The 16,893-nt window shown below is 57.5% G+C and carries 11 protein-coding genes; 5 read left to right on the top strand and 6 right to left on the bottom strand.

What is annotated here, in order from left to right; genetic code table 11:
- Nucleotides 1-2: 2 nt before the first annotated feature.
- Nucleotides 3-3,161 carry an efflux RND transporter permease subunit gene (locus CC94_RS0114695; protein ID WP_031431387.1) on the bottom strand — a complete coding sequence of 1,053 codons (3,159 nt, stop codon included), beginning with the start codon at nt 3,159-3,161 and terminating at the stop codon, nt 3-5.
- 19 nt (nt 3,162-3,180) lie between these two features.
- Nucleotides 3,181-4,290, bottom strand: coding sequence for an efflux RND transporter periplasmic adaptor subunit (locus CC94_RS0114690; protein WP_031431386.1), 1,110 nt, complete (start codon nt 4,288-4,290; stop codon nt 3,181-3,183).
- Between the two features lie 145 nt (nt 4,291-4,435).
- Between CC94_RS0114690 and CC94_RS0114685 the strand changes: the two genes are divergently transcribed.
- Entirely contained in the window at nt 4,436-5,944 is a 1,509-nt protein-coding gene (locus CC94_RS0114685) for an ATP-binding protein (RefSeq protein ID WP_245619760.1), read from the top strand.
- Nucleotides 5,941-7,293, top strand: coding sequence for a sigma-54-dependent transcriptional regulator (locus CC94_RS0114680; protein WP_005370984.1), 1,353 nt, complete (start codon nt 5,941-5,943; stop codon nt 7,291-7,293). Before CC94_RS0114685 ends, CC94_RS0114680 begins: the two co-directional genes overlap by 4 nt.
- Nucleotides 7,294-7,345: 52 nt before the next feature.
- On the opposite strand, the gene CC94_RS0114675 is transcribed toward CC94_RS0114680, so the two are convergent.
- Together CC94_RS0114675 and CC94_RS0114670 are read right to left on the bottom strand one after the other, a co-directional pair.
- Nucleotides 7,346-7,651: a chaperone modulator CbpM gene (locus CC94_RS0114675; RefSeq protein ID WP_005370982.1), complete on the bottom strand. Its 306-nt coding sequence runs from the start codon at nt 7,649-7,651 to the stop codon at nt 7,346-7,348.
- On the bottom strand, nt 7,651-8,604 hold the full coding sequence (locus tag CC94_RS0114670; protein WP_005370980.1) for a DnaJ C-terminal domain-containing protein: 954 nt from the start codon (nt 8,602-8,604) through the stop codon (nt 7,651-7,653). Before CC94_RS0114670 ends, CC94_RS0114675 begins: the two co-directional genes overlap by 1 nt.
- 185 nt (nt 8,605-8,789) lie before the next feature.
- On the opposite strand from CC94_RS0114670, the gene CC94_RS0114665 reads away from it, so the two are divergent.
- Genes CC94_RS0114665 through CC94_RS0114655 form a run of 3 tightly spaced genes read left to right on the top strand, consistent with a single transcriptional unit; the run spans nt 8,790 to nt 14,666 of the window.
- Nucleotides 8,790-11,189, top strand: a complete 2,400-nt coding sequence (locus CC94_RS0114665; RefSeq protein ID WP_005370978.1) for a Lon protease family protein — start codon at nt 8,790-8,792, stop codon at nt 11,187-11,189.
- Nucleotides 11,190-11,229: 40 nt separating this feature from the next.
- Nucleotides 11,230-13,749, top strand: a complete 2,520-nt coding sequence (gene glgP, locus CC94_RS0114660; protein WP_031431382.1) for an alpha-glucan family phosphorylase — start codon at nt 11,230-11,232, stop codon at nt 13,747-13,749.
- Nucleotides 13,737-14,666, top strand: a complete 930-nt coding sequence (locus tag CC94_RS0114655; RefSeq protein WP_005370975.1) for a class I SAM-dependent methyltransferase — start codon at nt 13,737-13,739, stop codon at nt 14,664-14,666. The genes glgP and CC94_RS0114655 overlap by 13 nt, the downstream gene beginning before the upstream one ends.
- Here the strand turns inward: CC94_RS0114655 and CC94_RS0114650 are convergent.
- Together CC94_RS0114650 and lpdA are read right to left on the bottom strand one after the other, a co-directional pair.
- Nucleotides 14,655-15,419, bottom strand: coding sequence for a hypothetical protein (locus tag CC94_RS0114650; protein ID WP_005370974.1), 765 nt, complete (start codon nt 15,417-15,419; stop codon nt 14,655-14,657). The genes CC94_RS0114655 and CC94_RS0114650 overlap by 12 nt on opposite strands.
- A 28-nt stretch (nt 15,420-15,447) precedes the next feature.
- Nucleotides 15,448-16,893, bottom strand: a complete 1,446-nt coding sequence (gene lpdA, locus CC94_RS0114645; RefSeq protein ID WP_005370973.1) for a dihydrolipoyl dehydrogenase — start codon at nt 16,891-16,893, stop codon at nt 15,448-15,450.

The following is a 16,893-nucleotide window of genomic DNA, read 5'->3' as shown; positions in this document are numbered from 1 at the left end:
TTTTAGAGTGTTTCGGTGTAGGCAATTTCTTCTTTTCTTTTTTCGGGATTGCGCTTATCGGCGAGGGTTGCAAACACCACATACAAACCGGGGATCACGATCACCCCGAACAGCGTTCCGAAAATCATGCCGCCCGCCGCCGCGGAGCCGATGGTATTGTTGCCGATCTTGCCCGCGCCGGAAGCGAACATCAGCGGAACGAGCCCGGCGATAAAGGCGAAGGAGGTCATCAAGATGGGACGCAAACGCAGCGTCGCCGCCTCGATGGCTGCTTCGAACGGCGTTTTTCCGAGCCGGTGCTTCAGGGTCGCGAATTCGATGATCAGAATGGCGTTCTTACCGAGAATACCGATCAGCATGACCATCGCGATCTGCGCGTAGATATTGTTCTCCAGCCCCATCAGCCACAGAAAAAACAAGGCGCCGAACACGCCGGTCGGCAAGGAGAGGATCACCGGCATCGGCAGGATGAAACTTTCGTATTGCGCCGCGAGCAGCAGGTACACGAACAACAGGCAGATCAGAAAGATGTACACCGCCTGATGGCCCGCCTGGGCCTGATCGCGCGACGAGCCGGCCCAATCGTAGCCGAAACCTTTCGGAAGTTTCGTGGCGGCGACTTCCTTGATCGCGGCGATCGCCTGGCCGCTGCTGTACCCGGGCGCGGGCTGTCCGTTGACCATCGCCGAGGGATACATGTTGTAGCGCGTCACCTGTTCCGGACCGTAGACTTTTTCGACGCGCAGAAAGGACGAAAAAGGGACCATGTTCCCGGCATCGTTTTTAATGTACAGCTTCATCAGGTCGTCGGGCTGGGCGCGGTATTCGGGCAGCGCCTGCACCATCACTTTGTACATCTGGCCGAAACGGATGAAATTGGTCGCGTATTCGCTGCCGATCAGGGTTTGCAGGGTGCTCATCGCATTCTCGGCGGTAATGCCTTTTTGCGCGGCCTTGTCGCCGTCGATATGCAGCAGGAATTGCGGAAAGCGGGTGTTGAAGGTCGTAAAGGCATTCACGATCTCGGGCCGCTTGTTGAGTTCCTCGACGAAGGCGTCGACTGTTTTCTGCAGGCGATGGAGGTCGCCCTCGCCGGTTTTGTCCAGCAGGCGCATTTCGAAGCCGCTGGAATTGCCGTAACCCGGCACGGGCGGCGGCGTGAAAAACTCGATGCCGGCGTCCTGGATATGCCGGGTTTTTTCTTCGAGCAGGCGGATGATCTCCTTATCGGAAACGCTGCGTTGTTCCCAGTTTTTCAGACTGATCAGATTCATGCCGTAAACGGCGCCCGTGCCTTCGGACAGCAGGCTGAATCCCGCCAAGCTGGACACCGAATTCACGTCCGCCAGACTCGAAGCGATCCGCTGCACGGCGTCCGAGGCTTTTTCGGTGCGTTCCAGCGTCGCTCCCGTCGGAGCGGTGATATTGACGTAAATCGTCCCCTGGTCTTCCTCGGGAATGAAGCCGGAAGGCACCAGGGCGCCGATCAGGCCGGCGCCCGCGGAAAAACCGAGCAATATCCCGAACGTGACCAGCCTTCTGCCGGCGATCGCGCCCACCAGTTTCCGGTAGTTTTCGGACAGCCCGTCGTACCAGGCATTGAAGCGGGTAAAAAACCGGTGGGCCCCGGATTTTTTCGGATGGTCGGGGTCATGGCCGTTTTTAAGAAACACCGCGCACAGCGCGGGAGTCAGGGTCAGCGCGGTGATGCCGGAAAGCACGATGGAACAGGCCATCGTCAGCGAAAACTGTCGGAAAAACACGCCTTCCGGGCCCTCCATGAAAGCGACCGGCACGAACACCGCCGACATCACCAGCGTGATCGCGACGATCGCTCCGCTGATTTCGCGCATCGCCTGCTCCGTAGCTTTACGCGGCCCTATCCGCGCATGTTCCAGCTTGGCGTGCACGGCCTCGATGACCACGATCGCATTGTCCACCACGATGCCGATCGCGAGCACCAGCGCGAACAAGGTGATCAGGTTCAGCGAAAAACCCATCATCTGCATGAAGAAAAACGTGCCGATCAGCGATACCGGCACCGCGAAGATGGGAATGACGGTAGAACGGAAATCCTGTAAAAAGACAAACACCACCAACGCGACCAGCAAAAAAGCTTCGGCCAGGGTTTTGATCACTTCATGGATGGAAGCGTCCAGAAACTCGGAAACGTCGTAACTCAGCGTATAGTCCATGCCCGGCGGGAAAGAAGCCGATTTGATCGTCGCCATCGTGGTTTTGATCCGCTCGATCACCTCCTTGGCATTGCTGCCCGGACGCTGCTTCAGCAAAATCGCGGCGGAAGGCCGCCCGTTTTCTTTCGACAGGACGTTGTAATCCTGCGAATCGAATTCGATCTCGGCTACGTCCTTCAGCCGCAGAATTTCGCCGTCCTCTCGGCTTTTCAGGACGATGTTTTCGTAAGCTTTTCGGGTGTTGAACTTGCCCGTGTACTTCAAAACGTATTGCAGCGCCTGGGCTTTTTTACCCGAGCTTTCGCCGATTTTGCCGGGCGCCGCCTCGACGTTCTGCGCCTTGAGCGTATCGATGATTTCGGCGGCCGAAATGCCGTACATCAGCATCTTGTCGGGCTTGAGCCAGACCCGCATGGCGTATTCCCGGGACCCCAATATTTCGGCGAAGCCCACGCCCTCGATTCTTTTCAGCTCTTTTAAGACGTTGATGTCGGTAAAGTTGTAAAGGAATTTTTCGTCCAGCGACGGATCGGAGCTGAGTATGTTGATATACAGCAGCATCGCGTTTTGCACTTTCTCGACGATCACGCCCGCTTTAATCGCTTCGGCGGGCAATTCGTCCAAAGCGGAAGATACCCGGTTCTGGACATTGACCGCCGCCACCTCGGGGTCGGTCCCGGCCTTGAAAATAATCTGGATTTGGCCGGCGCCGTCGTTACCGGAAACGGACGACATATAGGCCATGCCCGGTACGCCGTTAATCACCCGCTCGAGCGGCGTGATCACCGCCTTGACGACGACTTCCGCATTGGCGCCGGTGTATTGGGTAGTGACGTTGACCTCGGGCGGGGCGATATCGGGAAACTGCGTCACCGGCAGCCGGATCAAGGACAACAGGCCGATCAACGTAATCAGAATCGAGATCACGATCGACAGGACCGGACGATGAATGAATTTACTGGTCATGAGGATTTCTTGCCGTCGGTTAGAACTTGCCGGTTGTCGGCATCACTGCAGCCGGATCGACGGGAACGGGCCGGATTTTCTTGCCCTCCCTTTCGTCGCCGGCGCCTTCGAAGAGAACCCACTCGTTTTCCGACAGGCCGGATTCCACGACGTAAAAATCTTCGAAACGCATTTTCGGGACGATGTTTCTTTGTTTCAGGCGCCCTTCGCTATCGACCACGAACAAATAAATCTTGTCCTGAATTTCGAAAGTGGACTTCTGCGGCACCAGCAACGCATTGTTAAGCCGTTCGTCGACAATGACCTTGCCGTTGGCTCCGTGTTTCAACAGGCCGTCCGGATTCGGAAAACGGGCCCTGAAAGCGATGTTACCCGTCGAACGGTCGAATTCACTTTCGATCGCTTCGATTTTCCCTCTGTAACCATAAGACGCATTGTTCGCGAGCTTCAAGCCGACGGAACTGATTTCCTTTTCCCCGTTCGTCCTGTAATTGAGGTAATCGATTTCGGAAAGATTGAAATAAGCGAACACTTCCCGGTTGTCGGAAATGGAGGTCAGCATATCGCCTTCCAGAATCAGGCTGCCGACCTTGTTCGGTATGCGGTTGATGGTGCCGTTGAAAGGCGCCCGGATTTGCGTGAATGCAATGTGTAAAGCCGCTTTTTCGCTGTTTGCCTTGGCCTCTTCCACGTCGGCCGCCAAGGCCTCGGTTTTGGCCTGGGCGACTTCGAGCTCGGTCCCGGACACGATGTTTTTGGCCGCCAGCAGCTTGACATTGGCTAAGTCCACCTTGGCCGCCTTCAAATCGGCCAGAGTATTTTTATAGACCGCATTCGCTTTTTGAAGCTCCTTTTCAAACTCCAATGCGCTCAACGTGAACAATAATTGATCTTTGTTGACGGCCTGACCTTCGTCCACATGAATGTTGTCGATGTATCCTTTCACTTTGCTGCGGACTTCGACATACTTCACCGACTGAATTTCGGCGACGTAGTCGCTGCTCCGGGTGATGTCTTTTACCATCGGATGGATCACTTCGCGGGATTCCGCAGTTTCGGTCTCCGTTTCTGAAGTGCAGGAGGCCAAGGCCAGGCACAGGGCGAGCAATGCGGTTCGGCTGTTTTTCATTGAAAGAGGGATGTCATTGGCAATCCTAAAATTTATGCAATGATCATGCCGCCTTAAGCCGGAAATAAATTCATGCCGTTTTTCATGGGGTTTTCATGGGGTTGCTTGGAAGTAATTTTTTATTCGCTTACCGATGTGTTGCGTCTTGCAACAAAGCGGCGCAAAATACGTCACCATGTCGGTGATTTATAAATTGACCCTCTCCCTGTTTGCCCTGTCTCTCATGGTGTTCGGCATCTACGGGACGTATCAGCTTCGGGCCGAATCGCAAAATTTGCGGGATGAAGTCGAACAGGAAACGCGCTTGCTGGCCTACAGCCTGCTCGTTTCGGTAGAAAACGCCTTGCGGGATGAACAAACGGAAGACGTGCAGGCGCTGTTGCAGCAAATAGACCGGCTCAGGCCCTCCATCGACGTACGCATCTATATTCGAAACCGCAACGTCATCCGTTCGGCTGCGGAAGGGCTGGCTTGGCCGGAACCCGTAGAGCGTACCCTCTTCCAGACCACCCTTGAGGGTGAAAGAAAAGAATTTTATTTTCCTGTCGAAGATCCCGACTTTCTTGTGGTGTCTTTGCCTTTCGGCAAGGATTCCGGGGCCATTCCGCCGGGCAATCTGGCTCTGGTGCGCTCGCTGCAGAAAATGAGAGCGGACTTGAGCGACATGAAGACCTATATCGCGGTGTCCTTTTTTTCTTTCATTTTATTTATCACCCTCCTTTGCTTCTTTTTGGGCCAGATCTACATCTCCCGCCCTTTACGGGAACTGCGCCAGGCCATGCTTGCCTTCGGGAACGGCAAGGAGCCGCCGAAACCCTTGCCGGTGAACGGCAGCGACGAGCTGGCGTCGGTAAGGCAGGAATTCAACCGGATGACGGCCCAATTGTTTTCGGCGCATTGCCGGCTCGAAACCGAAACCCAGCAACGCCGGCAGCTCCAGCGCGCGTTGCAGAATGCCGACAAAATGATCACGATCGGCCAACTGTCGGCAGGGCTGGCCCATGAAATCGGATCGCCCTTGCAGATCCTCAACGGCCGGGCAAGAGCGCTTGCAAACGGCGGCGACGATCCGGGAGAAGTGCGGCGAATCGCCAATATTCTGGTCGACCAGACCGACCGTATTACCCGCATCGTCCAGCGCCTGCTGGAATTTGCCCCGCGCCATCCCGCCGAACCCGTGCCATGCGACGTCATCCAGACGGTCGCGGAAGTCATCGACATGCTGGGTTTCGAAGCGCGCCGACAAGGAGTGACCATGACTTACACCCATCCCGAAACACTGCCGTTGGGGATGATCAACAAAGACGGCGTCCAGCAGATCGTGTTGAACCTGCTGTCCAACGCGCTGGCGGCCATCGTCGGCCCGGGCGAGATCGGCATCGATCTGGCGCAGGGAGCGATCGCCTATGCCGACAAGCCGGTCACGGCGCTCCGGCTGACCGTCCGCGATACCGGGACCGGCATTGCTCCGGAGCATCTCCCCCATCTCTTCGAACCTTACTTCACCACCCGCGGCAAACAGGGCGGCACCGGCCTCGGGCTGGCCGTAGTCAAAACGCTGGTAACCGAAATGGGCGGCACTGTCGCCGCCGAAACCGCCGCCGGCAAAGGCAGCCGGTTCATCGTCTATCTGCCCTGGAAAAATCCGTTATGACCGAAGAAAACGCTCGCCTGCTGGTAATCGATGACGATCCCGGCGTTGTGGATTATCTGCTCGAAATGCTCAGGCAGCAGGGTTATTCGGTTACCGGCTGCACGCAAACCGGACAGGCGCTCGAAGCGATAGAAAAAGAACCGTTCGACCTGGTCGTTTCCGATGTGGTCATGCCCGGAATGCGCGGCCTCGAATTAATGGCCGCGATCCACCGCAAACGGCCCGAACAGTTGGTATTGCTGATCACCGCCTTCGGCAGCATCGATTTGGCGATACAAAGCATGCGCGCCGGCGCCTGCGATTTTTTAACCAAGCCGTTTCGCATCGAAGAACTCTATGCCGCGGTAACGCGCGCGTTCGAGGACAGGCAGATGCGCCGCACGGCGGTAAAAATCGGCGAGAGCGGCGGTAAAAACCCTGACGAAAGCACTTTCATCACCCGCAGCCCTTGCATGCTTCAACTGATCAATCTGGCCACCCGGGCGGCGGGGGTAAATTCCACGGTGCTGCTGACCGGCGAAAGCGGCACCGGCAAAAGCGCGGTGGCCCGCTGGATTCACGACCACAGCCCGAACCGTTCGGGCCCTTTTATCGCGGTGAATTGCGCGGCGCTGCCCCACAGCTTGGTGGAAAGCGAACTGTTCGGCGTACGCAAAGGCGCTTTTACCGATGCCAGCAAAGATCGTCCGGGGCTGTTTTTACAGGCCGACTCGGGAACGCTGTTTCTGGATGAAATTGCCGAACTGCCTTTGGAAATTCAACCGAAACTGCTGCAGGCATTGGAAACCGGAAAAATAAGGGCGCTGGGCGACACACGGGAAATCCGGCTGAACGTCCGCCTGATCGCCGCGACCCACCAGCCTCTGGCGCAGCGCGTCAACGATAAAACGTTTCGCGCCGACCTCTATCACCGGCTTAACGTGATCAATCTCGAAGTACCTTCTTTAAGGGAGCGCAAGGAGGATATCGACGAATTGGTCAATGTATTGCTTCACAGGATTTGCCGGCGGCTCGGCAAACAGGAATCCGTCAATATTTCCATGGAAGTGTTACGCTGGTTTCGGGCTTATCACTGGCCCGGCAATGTCAGGGAACTGGCCAATACGCTGGAAAGGGCCATCGTACTTGCCGAGCATGATACCCTGCTGTTGGAAGATCTGGCGCAAGCCTCGAAACTGCCGCCGAGCGAAGGGGATTTTCTCGAGTCGGCCATGCAGCAGGGATGGACGCTGGCGAATATCGAACGGGCTTATATCCGTCATGTACTGGAAGCGACCGGCGGCAATAAAATACAGGCCGCGCGGATACTTGGCCTGGACCGCAGCACTTTATACCGTAAGCTGGGCTGAGGCTTACTCCGAATGGCGCCCTGGCTCAGCCCAGTGGATTGACCGTTAAAAATCAGAAATCGCGCATTTGCCGGCGCAGCGTCTCCATTTCTTCGAGCAAATCCAGCACCAGCGCGCTACCCGGCAGATTCACGCCCAGATCGTGCTGCAAGCGGATCGCGATTTGGACCCGCTTCAGCGCCCGCGTATCGAAGCGCCAGGTATGGATCGAAGCCCCCTCCGGATCCAGAATGCCTTCCTCGACCATTTCGACCACCTGCTCCCGGGTGGCTTTCGCGCACTCGCACAATTCCACCAGCGAAAATTGGACCGATTCGTCCATGACCGTTCCGGCGATCACCAACAGTTCTTTTTTCATCAGTCGATTCCCATGTTCTGGCGAGGATTCATCGGCATCAGCTCGGCCATCCGTTTATACAGCGCGGCGGCGGCTTCATCGGGCGCCGGCGGCGTCACGATTTTCAAGGTGACGAGTTGATCGCCCGGCGTCACGCCCGGCAATCCGCGTCCCTTCAAACGCAACTGCGTCCCCGCTTGCGAACCGCGAGGAATTTTGACTTCGACTTTCCCTCCCAGCGTGGGAACCGGCACATTGCCGCCCAACGCCGCTTCCCAGGGCGTCACCGGCAACTCGATCGAAATATCCTTTCCTTTCGCCTGGAAGTAGCGGTGTTTGTTGAATTCGACTTCGAGGTACAAATCGCCGTTTTTTCCACCCTGCATGCCCGGCATACCCTGCCCGGTCAGGCGAATGCGCTGGCCGGCCTGAATCCCGCGCGGAATTTTGATATTGAGCGTTTTCCTGTTCGATACGATGCGGCCCTGGGCGTCGATTTCCGGCGTATCCAGCGCAACCGTCCGCGACGCGCCGTGGTACGCATCCTCCAGATCGATCAGGATACGCACATGCTGGTCTTCGCCCTGAGCCTGAAACCCGCGATAGAACACGCCTTCTTGATGCGGCGAAAAGCCGCCTCCGAACAACGCTTCGAAAAAATCGCTGAAGCCGGTTGTCCGGCCGCCGCCCGCGAACCCCGTACCGAAATCGAATTCGCGCTGCCACTCGGGTGGCGGGGTAAAGGTCTGCCCTTCCTGCCAATTCTGGCCGATCCGATCGTAAGCCGCGCGCTTCTTCGGGTCTTTCAGAACCTCATAAGCCTCGCCCAGTTCTTTGAATTTGGCTTCCGCATCCTTTTCCTTGCTCACATCGGGATGGTATTTGCGTGCCAACTTGCGGTAAGCTCTCTTGATTTCCTCCGGCGTTGCCTTACGATCAACACCCATGATCTTGTAATAATCTTTATATTCCATTGGCTTCGGCAAAAGGTTGGAAAACGCTGAAAGTTATGATAATCCTAATCCACGAAAACTATAATTAAAACTTCGGGTCTTTTGGTTTAATGGATATAGCCCCTATATTCATGATCAGTCTCGGCTAAAATAGAAATGGCGTAACCGCTCTTGCCCCTCCCGCTTCATTGGATGAGTAATATTGAATGAAAATGACACCGCTGCCATCTTCACAACTCTATAAAGCCTGCGATACCTCACAGTTAAACTTCGCTTCCACACAGGAACTGGAGGATATCGCCCTGACGGTCGGCCAGGAGCGCGCGATCGAATCGCTCAAAATCGGTATCCGGATCGCCAAAAAAGGCTACAACGTCTTCGCAATGGCTCCCTCGGGCACCGGCAAGCTGACGTCGGTGCTGCAGTTGGCCGAACACGAAGCCAGCCGCCATGAAGCCCCGGCCGATTGGTGTTACGTGAACAATTTCGCCCAGCCGTCCCGACCGCAGACAATCAGGCTCGCTCCCGGCGAAGGGCGCATTTTTCAGACCGATATGGAAAAATTGGTCGACGAACTCAGCATTGCGATTCCCGCCGCGTTCGACGGCGACGAGTACCGCTCCCGAGTCGGCGAACTGGAGAGCAAATCGCGCCAGCATGAAGTCGACCAGCTCAGTCAGCTTCGCGACGAGGCCGCCGAAGCGCACGTCATCCTGACCGAAACGCCGACCGGCTATGCGTTCGTTCCGGCCGACGATAAGGGAGAGCCGATCGGCGCCGAAGAGTTCAACAAATTCGATAAAGACAGGCAGCATCAAATTCAGGAAGCGATTTTCGCTTTCCAGGAACGCCTGCAGAACCTGCTCAAGAAATTTCCGGCGTGGCGCAAGGAAACCAAGCGCAAACTGCAGGCCCTGAACCGCGAAATCGCCGAACTGGCGGTCAACCATTCGATCGACGACCTGCTCGCCAAATACAGCCGGCAGGATGCAATCATGGCCTACCTGAAAGATGTCAAACAAGACATCATCGAGCATATCCGCGATTTCATTCCGCATGCCGAGAAAGTACTTCCTTTCATGGAAATGCCGCAGGAACAGAGTCCGTTCAAACGCTATCAGGCCAACCTGATGGTCGACTTCAGCCACAAAAGGTCCGCGCCCGTCATTTTCGAACAACATCCGAACTACGGCAATCTGATCGGGCGGATCGACCATCAGGCTTACATGGGTTCGCTGGTCACCGACTTCACGATGATCCGGCCCGGCGCGCTGCACAAAGCGAACGGCGGCTTCCTGATCCTCGATGTGCAAAAACTGCTGTTCCAGCCCTATGCCTGGGAGGGCCTGAAAAGAATCCTGCAGATGGAGGAAATCCGGATCGAATCGCTGGAACGCGCGCTGAGCCTGATCAGCACGGTATCGCTCGAACCCGAGCCGATTCCGCTGGACGTCAAAGTGATCCTGATCGGCGAACCGATTTACTATTATTTGTTGAGCGCCTACGATCCGGAATTTCACGATCTCTTTAAAATCGCCGCCGATTTCGACGATACGGTATCGCGCGAAACCGAAACCCGGGACTACGCACGACTCCTGGCAACGCTGGCGCGGCGCGAAAAGCTTCGCCCATTGAGCCGTGCGGCGGTAGCCCGCGTCATCGAACACAGCGCGAGGATGGCCGGCGATACGGAGAAGCTCCTGACCCACCTGCGCAGCCTTACCGACCTGCTGACCGAATCTGACTATTGGGCCGGCAGCAACGGCCATACCGAGATCACCAACAGCGACGTGCAGCAGGCGATCGACCACAAAATCAAACGGCTCGACAAAGTGCGCGAGAAACTTTACGAAAACATTCTGCGCGGCACTCTGATGATCGATACAGAAGGGACGGTCGTCGGCCAGATCAACGGCTTGTCGGTGTTGCAGCTCGGCGATTTCATGTTCGGCCAGCCGTCGCGAATTACCGCGACGACGCGCCTCGGCAACGGCAAAATCGTCGACATCATGCGCGAAACCGAGCTCGGCGGCGCCCACCATTCCAAAGGCGTGCTGATCCTCTCGAACTTCATCGCCGCGCGCTATGCGCGGAAAAGCCCGTTTTCGATGTCCGCCAGCCTGGTTTTCGAACAGTCTTACGGCCATGTCGACGGCGACAGCGCCTCCCTGGCCGAACTCTGCGCAATTCTTTCCTCGCTGGCGCGGGTGCCGCTCCGGCAGGATATCGCGATGACCGGCTCGGTCAACCAGCTCGGCCAGGTGCAGCCGATCGGCGGCGTGAACGAAAAAATCGAGGGCTTCTTCGACATCTGCTCCGCCAAGGGGCTGACCGGCAACCAGGGCGTGATCATTCCTGCCAGCAATATCAAGCACCTGATGTTACGATGGGACGTGGTGCATGCCGCGCAAACGAAACAATTCTCGATCTTTGCGGTTTCTACCGTCGACGAGGCGTTGGAAATACTGACCGGCATCGAAGCCGGCGAAGCCGACGCCGCAGGCACCTACCCGCAGGAATCGTTCAATGCGAAGGTCGACGGGCAGTTGCAGCAATTTACGACGATAAGAAAGGATTACGCCAAATCCCAGTCGGATCAAGCCTGAAAGGATGCCTCTTTCCCTCCTCCCCTTGAGGTAACATACGATGAAAACCCCTGCCTTCTTTCGTCCGGACATGGCATCGAAGCTCGACGGCCTCGCCGAGCTCGCCATTGATTGCAGTTACACCTGGGCGCACGGCGCGGACGAAGTCTGGTGCGAACTCGACAAGAAATTATGGACGCTGACCCGAAACCCGTGGCTGGTGCTGCAATCGGTGTCCTATTCGCATCTGGAAAAACTGTCCGAAAATCAGGACTTCTGCCAAAAGCTTCGCACGATCGTATCGGCGCACCGGCTGGCCTTGTCCGAAAACCGCTGGTTCCAGCATCATTACCAGCAGCAGGCCTCCCTGAAGAAGATCGCCTATTTCAGTATGGAATTCGGGCTCAGCGAGGCGCTGCCGATCTACTCCGGCGGCCTTGGCCTGCTGGCGGGCGATCATTTGAAAGCCGCCAGCGATCTGGGCCTGCCGCTGGTCGGCGTGGGCCTTCTCTACCAGAACGGCTATTTCCGCCAGGACTTCGATGCGCGCGGCAACCAGATTGCGCTCTACCCTTCCAGCAACACCAGCGATCTGCCGATCACTCCGGTGCGCGATGCCAACGACGAATGGCTGCGCATCAAACTGCTGACTCCTTATCAGCTTTGGGTGCGCGTCTGGAAGGCGCAAATCGGCCGCATCGAACTGTACCTGCTCGATACCAACGACCCGATCAACCATCCGGTCGACCGCTGCATCACCACGGAACTTTACGGCGGCGGCTCCAATCACCGCCTGGCGCAGGAAATTCTGCTCGGCATCGGAGGCTGGCGCGTTTTGCAGGCCTTGGGCATTACGCCCGACGTCTGCCACCTGAACGAAGGGCACGCCGCGTTCGTGGTGCTGGAGCGGGCGCGCGACCTGATGCGCGAGAAAAATCTCGATTTCGCGACCGCCGTGACGATCGGCCGCGCCGGCAACCTGTTCACCACGCATACGCCGGTCGAAGCCGGTTTCGACCGCTTCAGCCCGGAACTGATCAACACCCAGCTGGGGCTGTATGCGCAAGAACTCGGCATCGACATGCCGACACTGCTGAGCCTCGGCCGGGCGCCGGGTTGCAACGATCCGCAGGCCCTATTCAACATGGCTTACCTGGCGATACGCGGCAGCACCGCGGTCAACGGCGTCAGCCGGCTGCACGGGGAAGTCAGCCGGGATATTTTTACCCCGTTGTTTCCGAACTGGTCCCGCCATGACATTCCGGTCACGCATGTGACCAACGGCGTGCATGTGCCGGCATGGGACTCCAAAGAGGCGGACGAATTATGGACGCGCCAATGCGGCAAGACCCGCTGGTTGTGCGACCCGGAGATTCTCGGCAAAAACTTCAACCGCGTCGAAGACCTGGAACTCTGGAACATGCGCGCCAAAAACCGCGACCGCCTAGTCCATTTCGTCCGCGACGAATACAGCCGGGAAATCAACATCCACAGCAATTTGAACCCGGACGAACTCGAAAAGCACGTCCTGCGCCTGTTAGACCCGAACGTGATGACGATCGGCTTCGCGCGCCGCTTCGCGACCTACAAACGCCCGAACCTGCTGCTGACCGATCCGGAGCGGCTGGCCCGCATTCTATGCCATCCTTCAAGGCCCGTGCAGCTGGTCGTATCCGGCAAGGCGCATCCGGCCGACATGCCGGGACAACAACTGATCAAGGACTGGCACCAATTCATGCGCCGCCCCGAGATCCGCGAGCGCGCGGTATTCCTGAGCGATTACGACATGATCACCGCGGAATACCTGGTGCAGGGCGTCGATCTCTGGATCAATACGCCGCGGCGGCCGTGGGAAGCCTGCGGCACCAGCGGCATGAAGATCCTGGTCAACGGCGGCCTGAACGTTTCCGAGCTGGACGGCTGGTGGGCCGAGGCTTATACGCCCGAAGTCGGCTGGGCCTTGAACGGCGACGAAGCCGGACACAGCGACCTGGAACAGGCCGAGATACTTTACCGGCTGCTGGAAGAAGAGATCGTTCCGGCCTTTTACGAGCGCAACGAACAAGGCATTCCGGAACGCTGGACGAAAAAAATGCGCGCCAGCATGAGCTTGCTGACCCCGCATTTCTCCGCCAACCGGATGGTCCGGGAATATACCGAGCGTTTCTATCTGCCTCTGGCCGCGCAGTATCATCAAAGGGCGGCGGCGCAAGGCGACTCGGGCAAAAGGCTGACGCAATGGCTGCAGCGCCTGCAGGATTTCTGGCCCAAAATCCATGTCGAGCAGGGGCAGGCGGAAGACCACGGCGCAGAGCAAACCTTCAAACTGCACGTCTACCTGGGCGACTTGACCGCCGATGACGTTTCGGTGCAGCTGTTTTCCGAACCTGCGGCCGACATTCCGGAAAACATTTACCCGATTCCGATCGCACACCCGATTCCGGGCGCCGTCAACGGCTATGTGTACAGCCTCACGATTCCGGCGGTCCGCCCGATCCAGGATTACACGCCCCGTATCATTCCCCGCCATCCTGGCTGTCTGGTTCCGATCGAAACGCAGCATATTTTGTGGATAAAGTAGAGGGCCGCCTATTTCCGGGCAACCCCGGACCTACACATTCGGGCGAGCCTAACGCGCTAAAAACGGCCGATCTTCCCTATTTCGACGCGCTGCTGAAACTGCTGCAGAGCGGCAATGCGGCGGTCGAGCAGAGTTTCGGACGGCATGTGCACTGGGGATATTGGGAACATCCGCAGGAAGCTCTTCCGAGCGCCGCCGGTTTTGCCGAAGCCGCCGAGAACCTGAGCCGGGAACTCTGCCGGGCCGCCTCGATAAAAACGGGGCTGGCCGTATTGGATGTCGGCTGCGGTTTCGGCGGGACGATCGCGCATATGAACGACCGCTACGCCGACATGCAATTGACCGGTTTGAATCTGGACGCCCGCCAGTTACAGCGTGCCCGCGACCGGACCGTTCCTCAAGCCCGGAATCGGATCGGCTTCGTCCAGGGCGATGCCTGCCGACTGCCGTTTCCGGACCGATGCTTCGATGCGGTGCTGGCCGTCGAATGTATTTTCCATTTTCCGAGCCGCGAGCGGTTTTTTCGGGAAGCCTGGCGCGTATTGAAGCCGGGCGGCATACTCGCTCTGTCCGATTTCATTCCCGCGCCGGTGATCGCTCCTTTCGCCAAGATCAGGCTGCCGGAGCGTTTAAGCCGGGGATTTTACGGTAAATGCAACGTGCGATATACGCTTGCGGATTATCGGCAATTGGCCGCCGGCTCCCGGTTTACCTTACTTTGCGAACGGGATATTACGAGAAATACGCTGCCGACCTACCCTTACCTCAGACGCCTCGCCCGGCAGGCAGGCTATTTTAACGGCTTCGCGATGGTTGAAACCGCTGCATTGGAACTGCTGAGCCGTCTCGAACTGATCAAATATTTCGTTTTCGCGTTCGAAAAAGGCGCCGACGAATCCGCACCTTTAACGGGATAGCCTGACCGGCGCGATCGGCAGCATGATCAAAAATCCTAATCCAGAACCGAGCGCCAGCCATTTTACGAACGTATAAAGCCGGCGCAGTTTGCGGTTGGCCTTGTTGACGATCGTAAACTCGTTCAGATAAATCGTTTCGCAAGCGCCGTTGCCGGTATCCTCGCGCGTCGTGCTGGTGCCCCGGTAGAAGCCGTTGGCGGGATTCGCATACTCGACAAGCAGGCCGCTCAGGCGGATGTGATCGCCCGGCTCGGCTTTCATCAGCGCGGCTTTGACCGTCTCCTGGTCGGCCAGCAGATGATTGTTCGACAGCGCATTCATCTTAAACGCACTGCCGGTCTCGCTATCCTGCCAGGAAACCCAGCAGGTCCAGGAGTCGTTACGAAAGTCGATCCGGCGATAGATGCCGGACTGCACATTCTCGCCCCAGACCACGCACAAATCGCGCAGGTTCAGAAAATCCTGCCAACGGCCGTGATGCCAGATATCGTCCAGTTGATCCGCATCGTGCAGGCTGACCACCACGCCGTCGAGCCGGTAGGAAAATCTGGGCGTTACCGTATAATGCCGCCCATTGACTTGCGCTGTGAAGGCGGCTTCATCGGTCGGCTCCTGTTGAGGCTCCTGAAGCGCCTCGGCATCGTAATAGGAAGGTTCGGGCAGTCTGTCCTTGTAGACGTACAGGCTTACCCAAAGCAATGCGCTGACCCAGAAGATCCTCTTGAACAGCGTTTCCAGAACCGACAACAGCATCCTGCTCAGCGGTGCGGCAAATACATAGTCACTCGCTCATCGGCAAATGCAGGGCCATCTTCCGCAACGCCAGTGCGCCTTCGTAGAGCGCTTCGGACAGCGTCGGATGGGCATGGATGGTCTTCGCGAGGTCTTCGCTGCTGGCGCAAAACTCCATCGCGAGCACCGCTTCGGCGATCAGTTCGGACGCCTGCGCGCCGATCATGTGAACGCCGAGAATCCTGTCGGTTTCGGCATGCGCGATCACTTTGACCAGCCCTTCGGTGCGCCCCATCGTCAGCGCGCGCGGCGAAGCGCTCATCGGAAAAAAACCGACCTTCACCGGTTCGCCGAGCGCCCTGAGCGCCTGCTCGGTGTGTCCGACCCAGGCAATCTCCGGATCGGTATAAATCACGCTCGGCAACAGATCGTAGTTGATGATCGGATGGAGGCCTGCGATCTGTTCGGCCACGAACACCCCTTCTTCGATCCCCTTATGCGCGAGCATCGGACCGAGCAGAGTCAGATCGCCGACTGCATAAACGCCGGGTAGATTGGTCCGGCAATTTTCATCGACATGCACATAACCCGACTCGTCGAGCAACAGGTCGGCTTCAGGCGCAGCCAGTCCTTCGGAGTTGGGCTTCCGGCCGATCGCGACAATCATCCTGTCGACATGCAGCGTATCGTTGCCCTCGTGATTCTGGTATTCGATCACGACTTTGCCCTCGCTTTTCTTCGCCGAAATCACGCGCGCGCCGAGCCGCATCTCTATACCCTGGCCGGTGAAGATACGGTAAGCTTCGAGCGAAATATGCCGGTCCGGCAGATTCAGAAAATTTTCCTGGGCTTCGAGTAAAATCACTTCGGCTCCCAACCGGTTCCAGATACTGGCAATTTCCAGCCCCTTGATCCCGGCGCCGATGATCGCAAGGCGTTTGGGGACCGAATCCAGGTTCAATGCGTCGCCGGTGTCAATGATGTATTCCCGGTCGATCGGCGCATAAGGCAACTCCAGCGGCTTGGAGCCGGTCGCCAGAATGATATGGTCCGCGTTCAGATAAGACGCTTCGCCGCCTTTTACCGGAACGATCTCGACCCGTCCCGCCTGCAGCAATTTGGCTCTGGCATGAATATGATCGATCTTGTGAAAACCGAACAGTCCGGCAATGTGGCGGTTGATCTCCGCAACGATCCGGTCTTTCCGTTCGATCATCCGCCCGACGTCGAGCGAAATGTTTTCGACGCCGATCCCGTGCTGCGCCAGGCCGGTGGTCAGCGAATGATAAATCTTCGCCGACTCGAGCAGGGCCATCGACGCGATGCAGCCCGCGTTCAAATACGACCCGCCCAGATTGGGCCGGCCGAGTTTATCGCTCCAACTGTCGACGCAAGCCGTTTTCAACCCCAGCTGGCCGCAGCGTATCGCCGTCACATAGCCCGCAGGACCTGCACCGATGATGATGACGTCGTACTTCGCTCGTTGTATCGGCAT

The sequence above is a fragment of the Methylomicrobium agile genome (genome assembly GCF_000733855.1).
Taxonomy (GTDB): domain Bacteria; phylum Pseudomonadota; class Gammaproteobacteria; order Methylococcales; family Methylomonadaceae; genus Methylomicrobium; species Methylomicrobium agile.
This window is presented reverse-complemented; position numbering and strand designations above follow the sequence as displayed.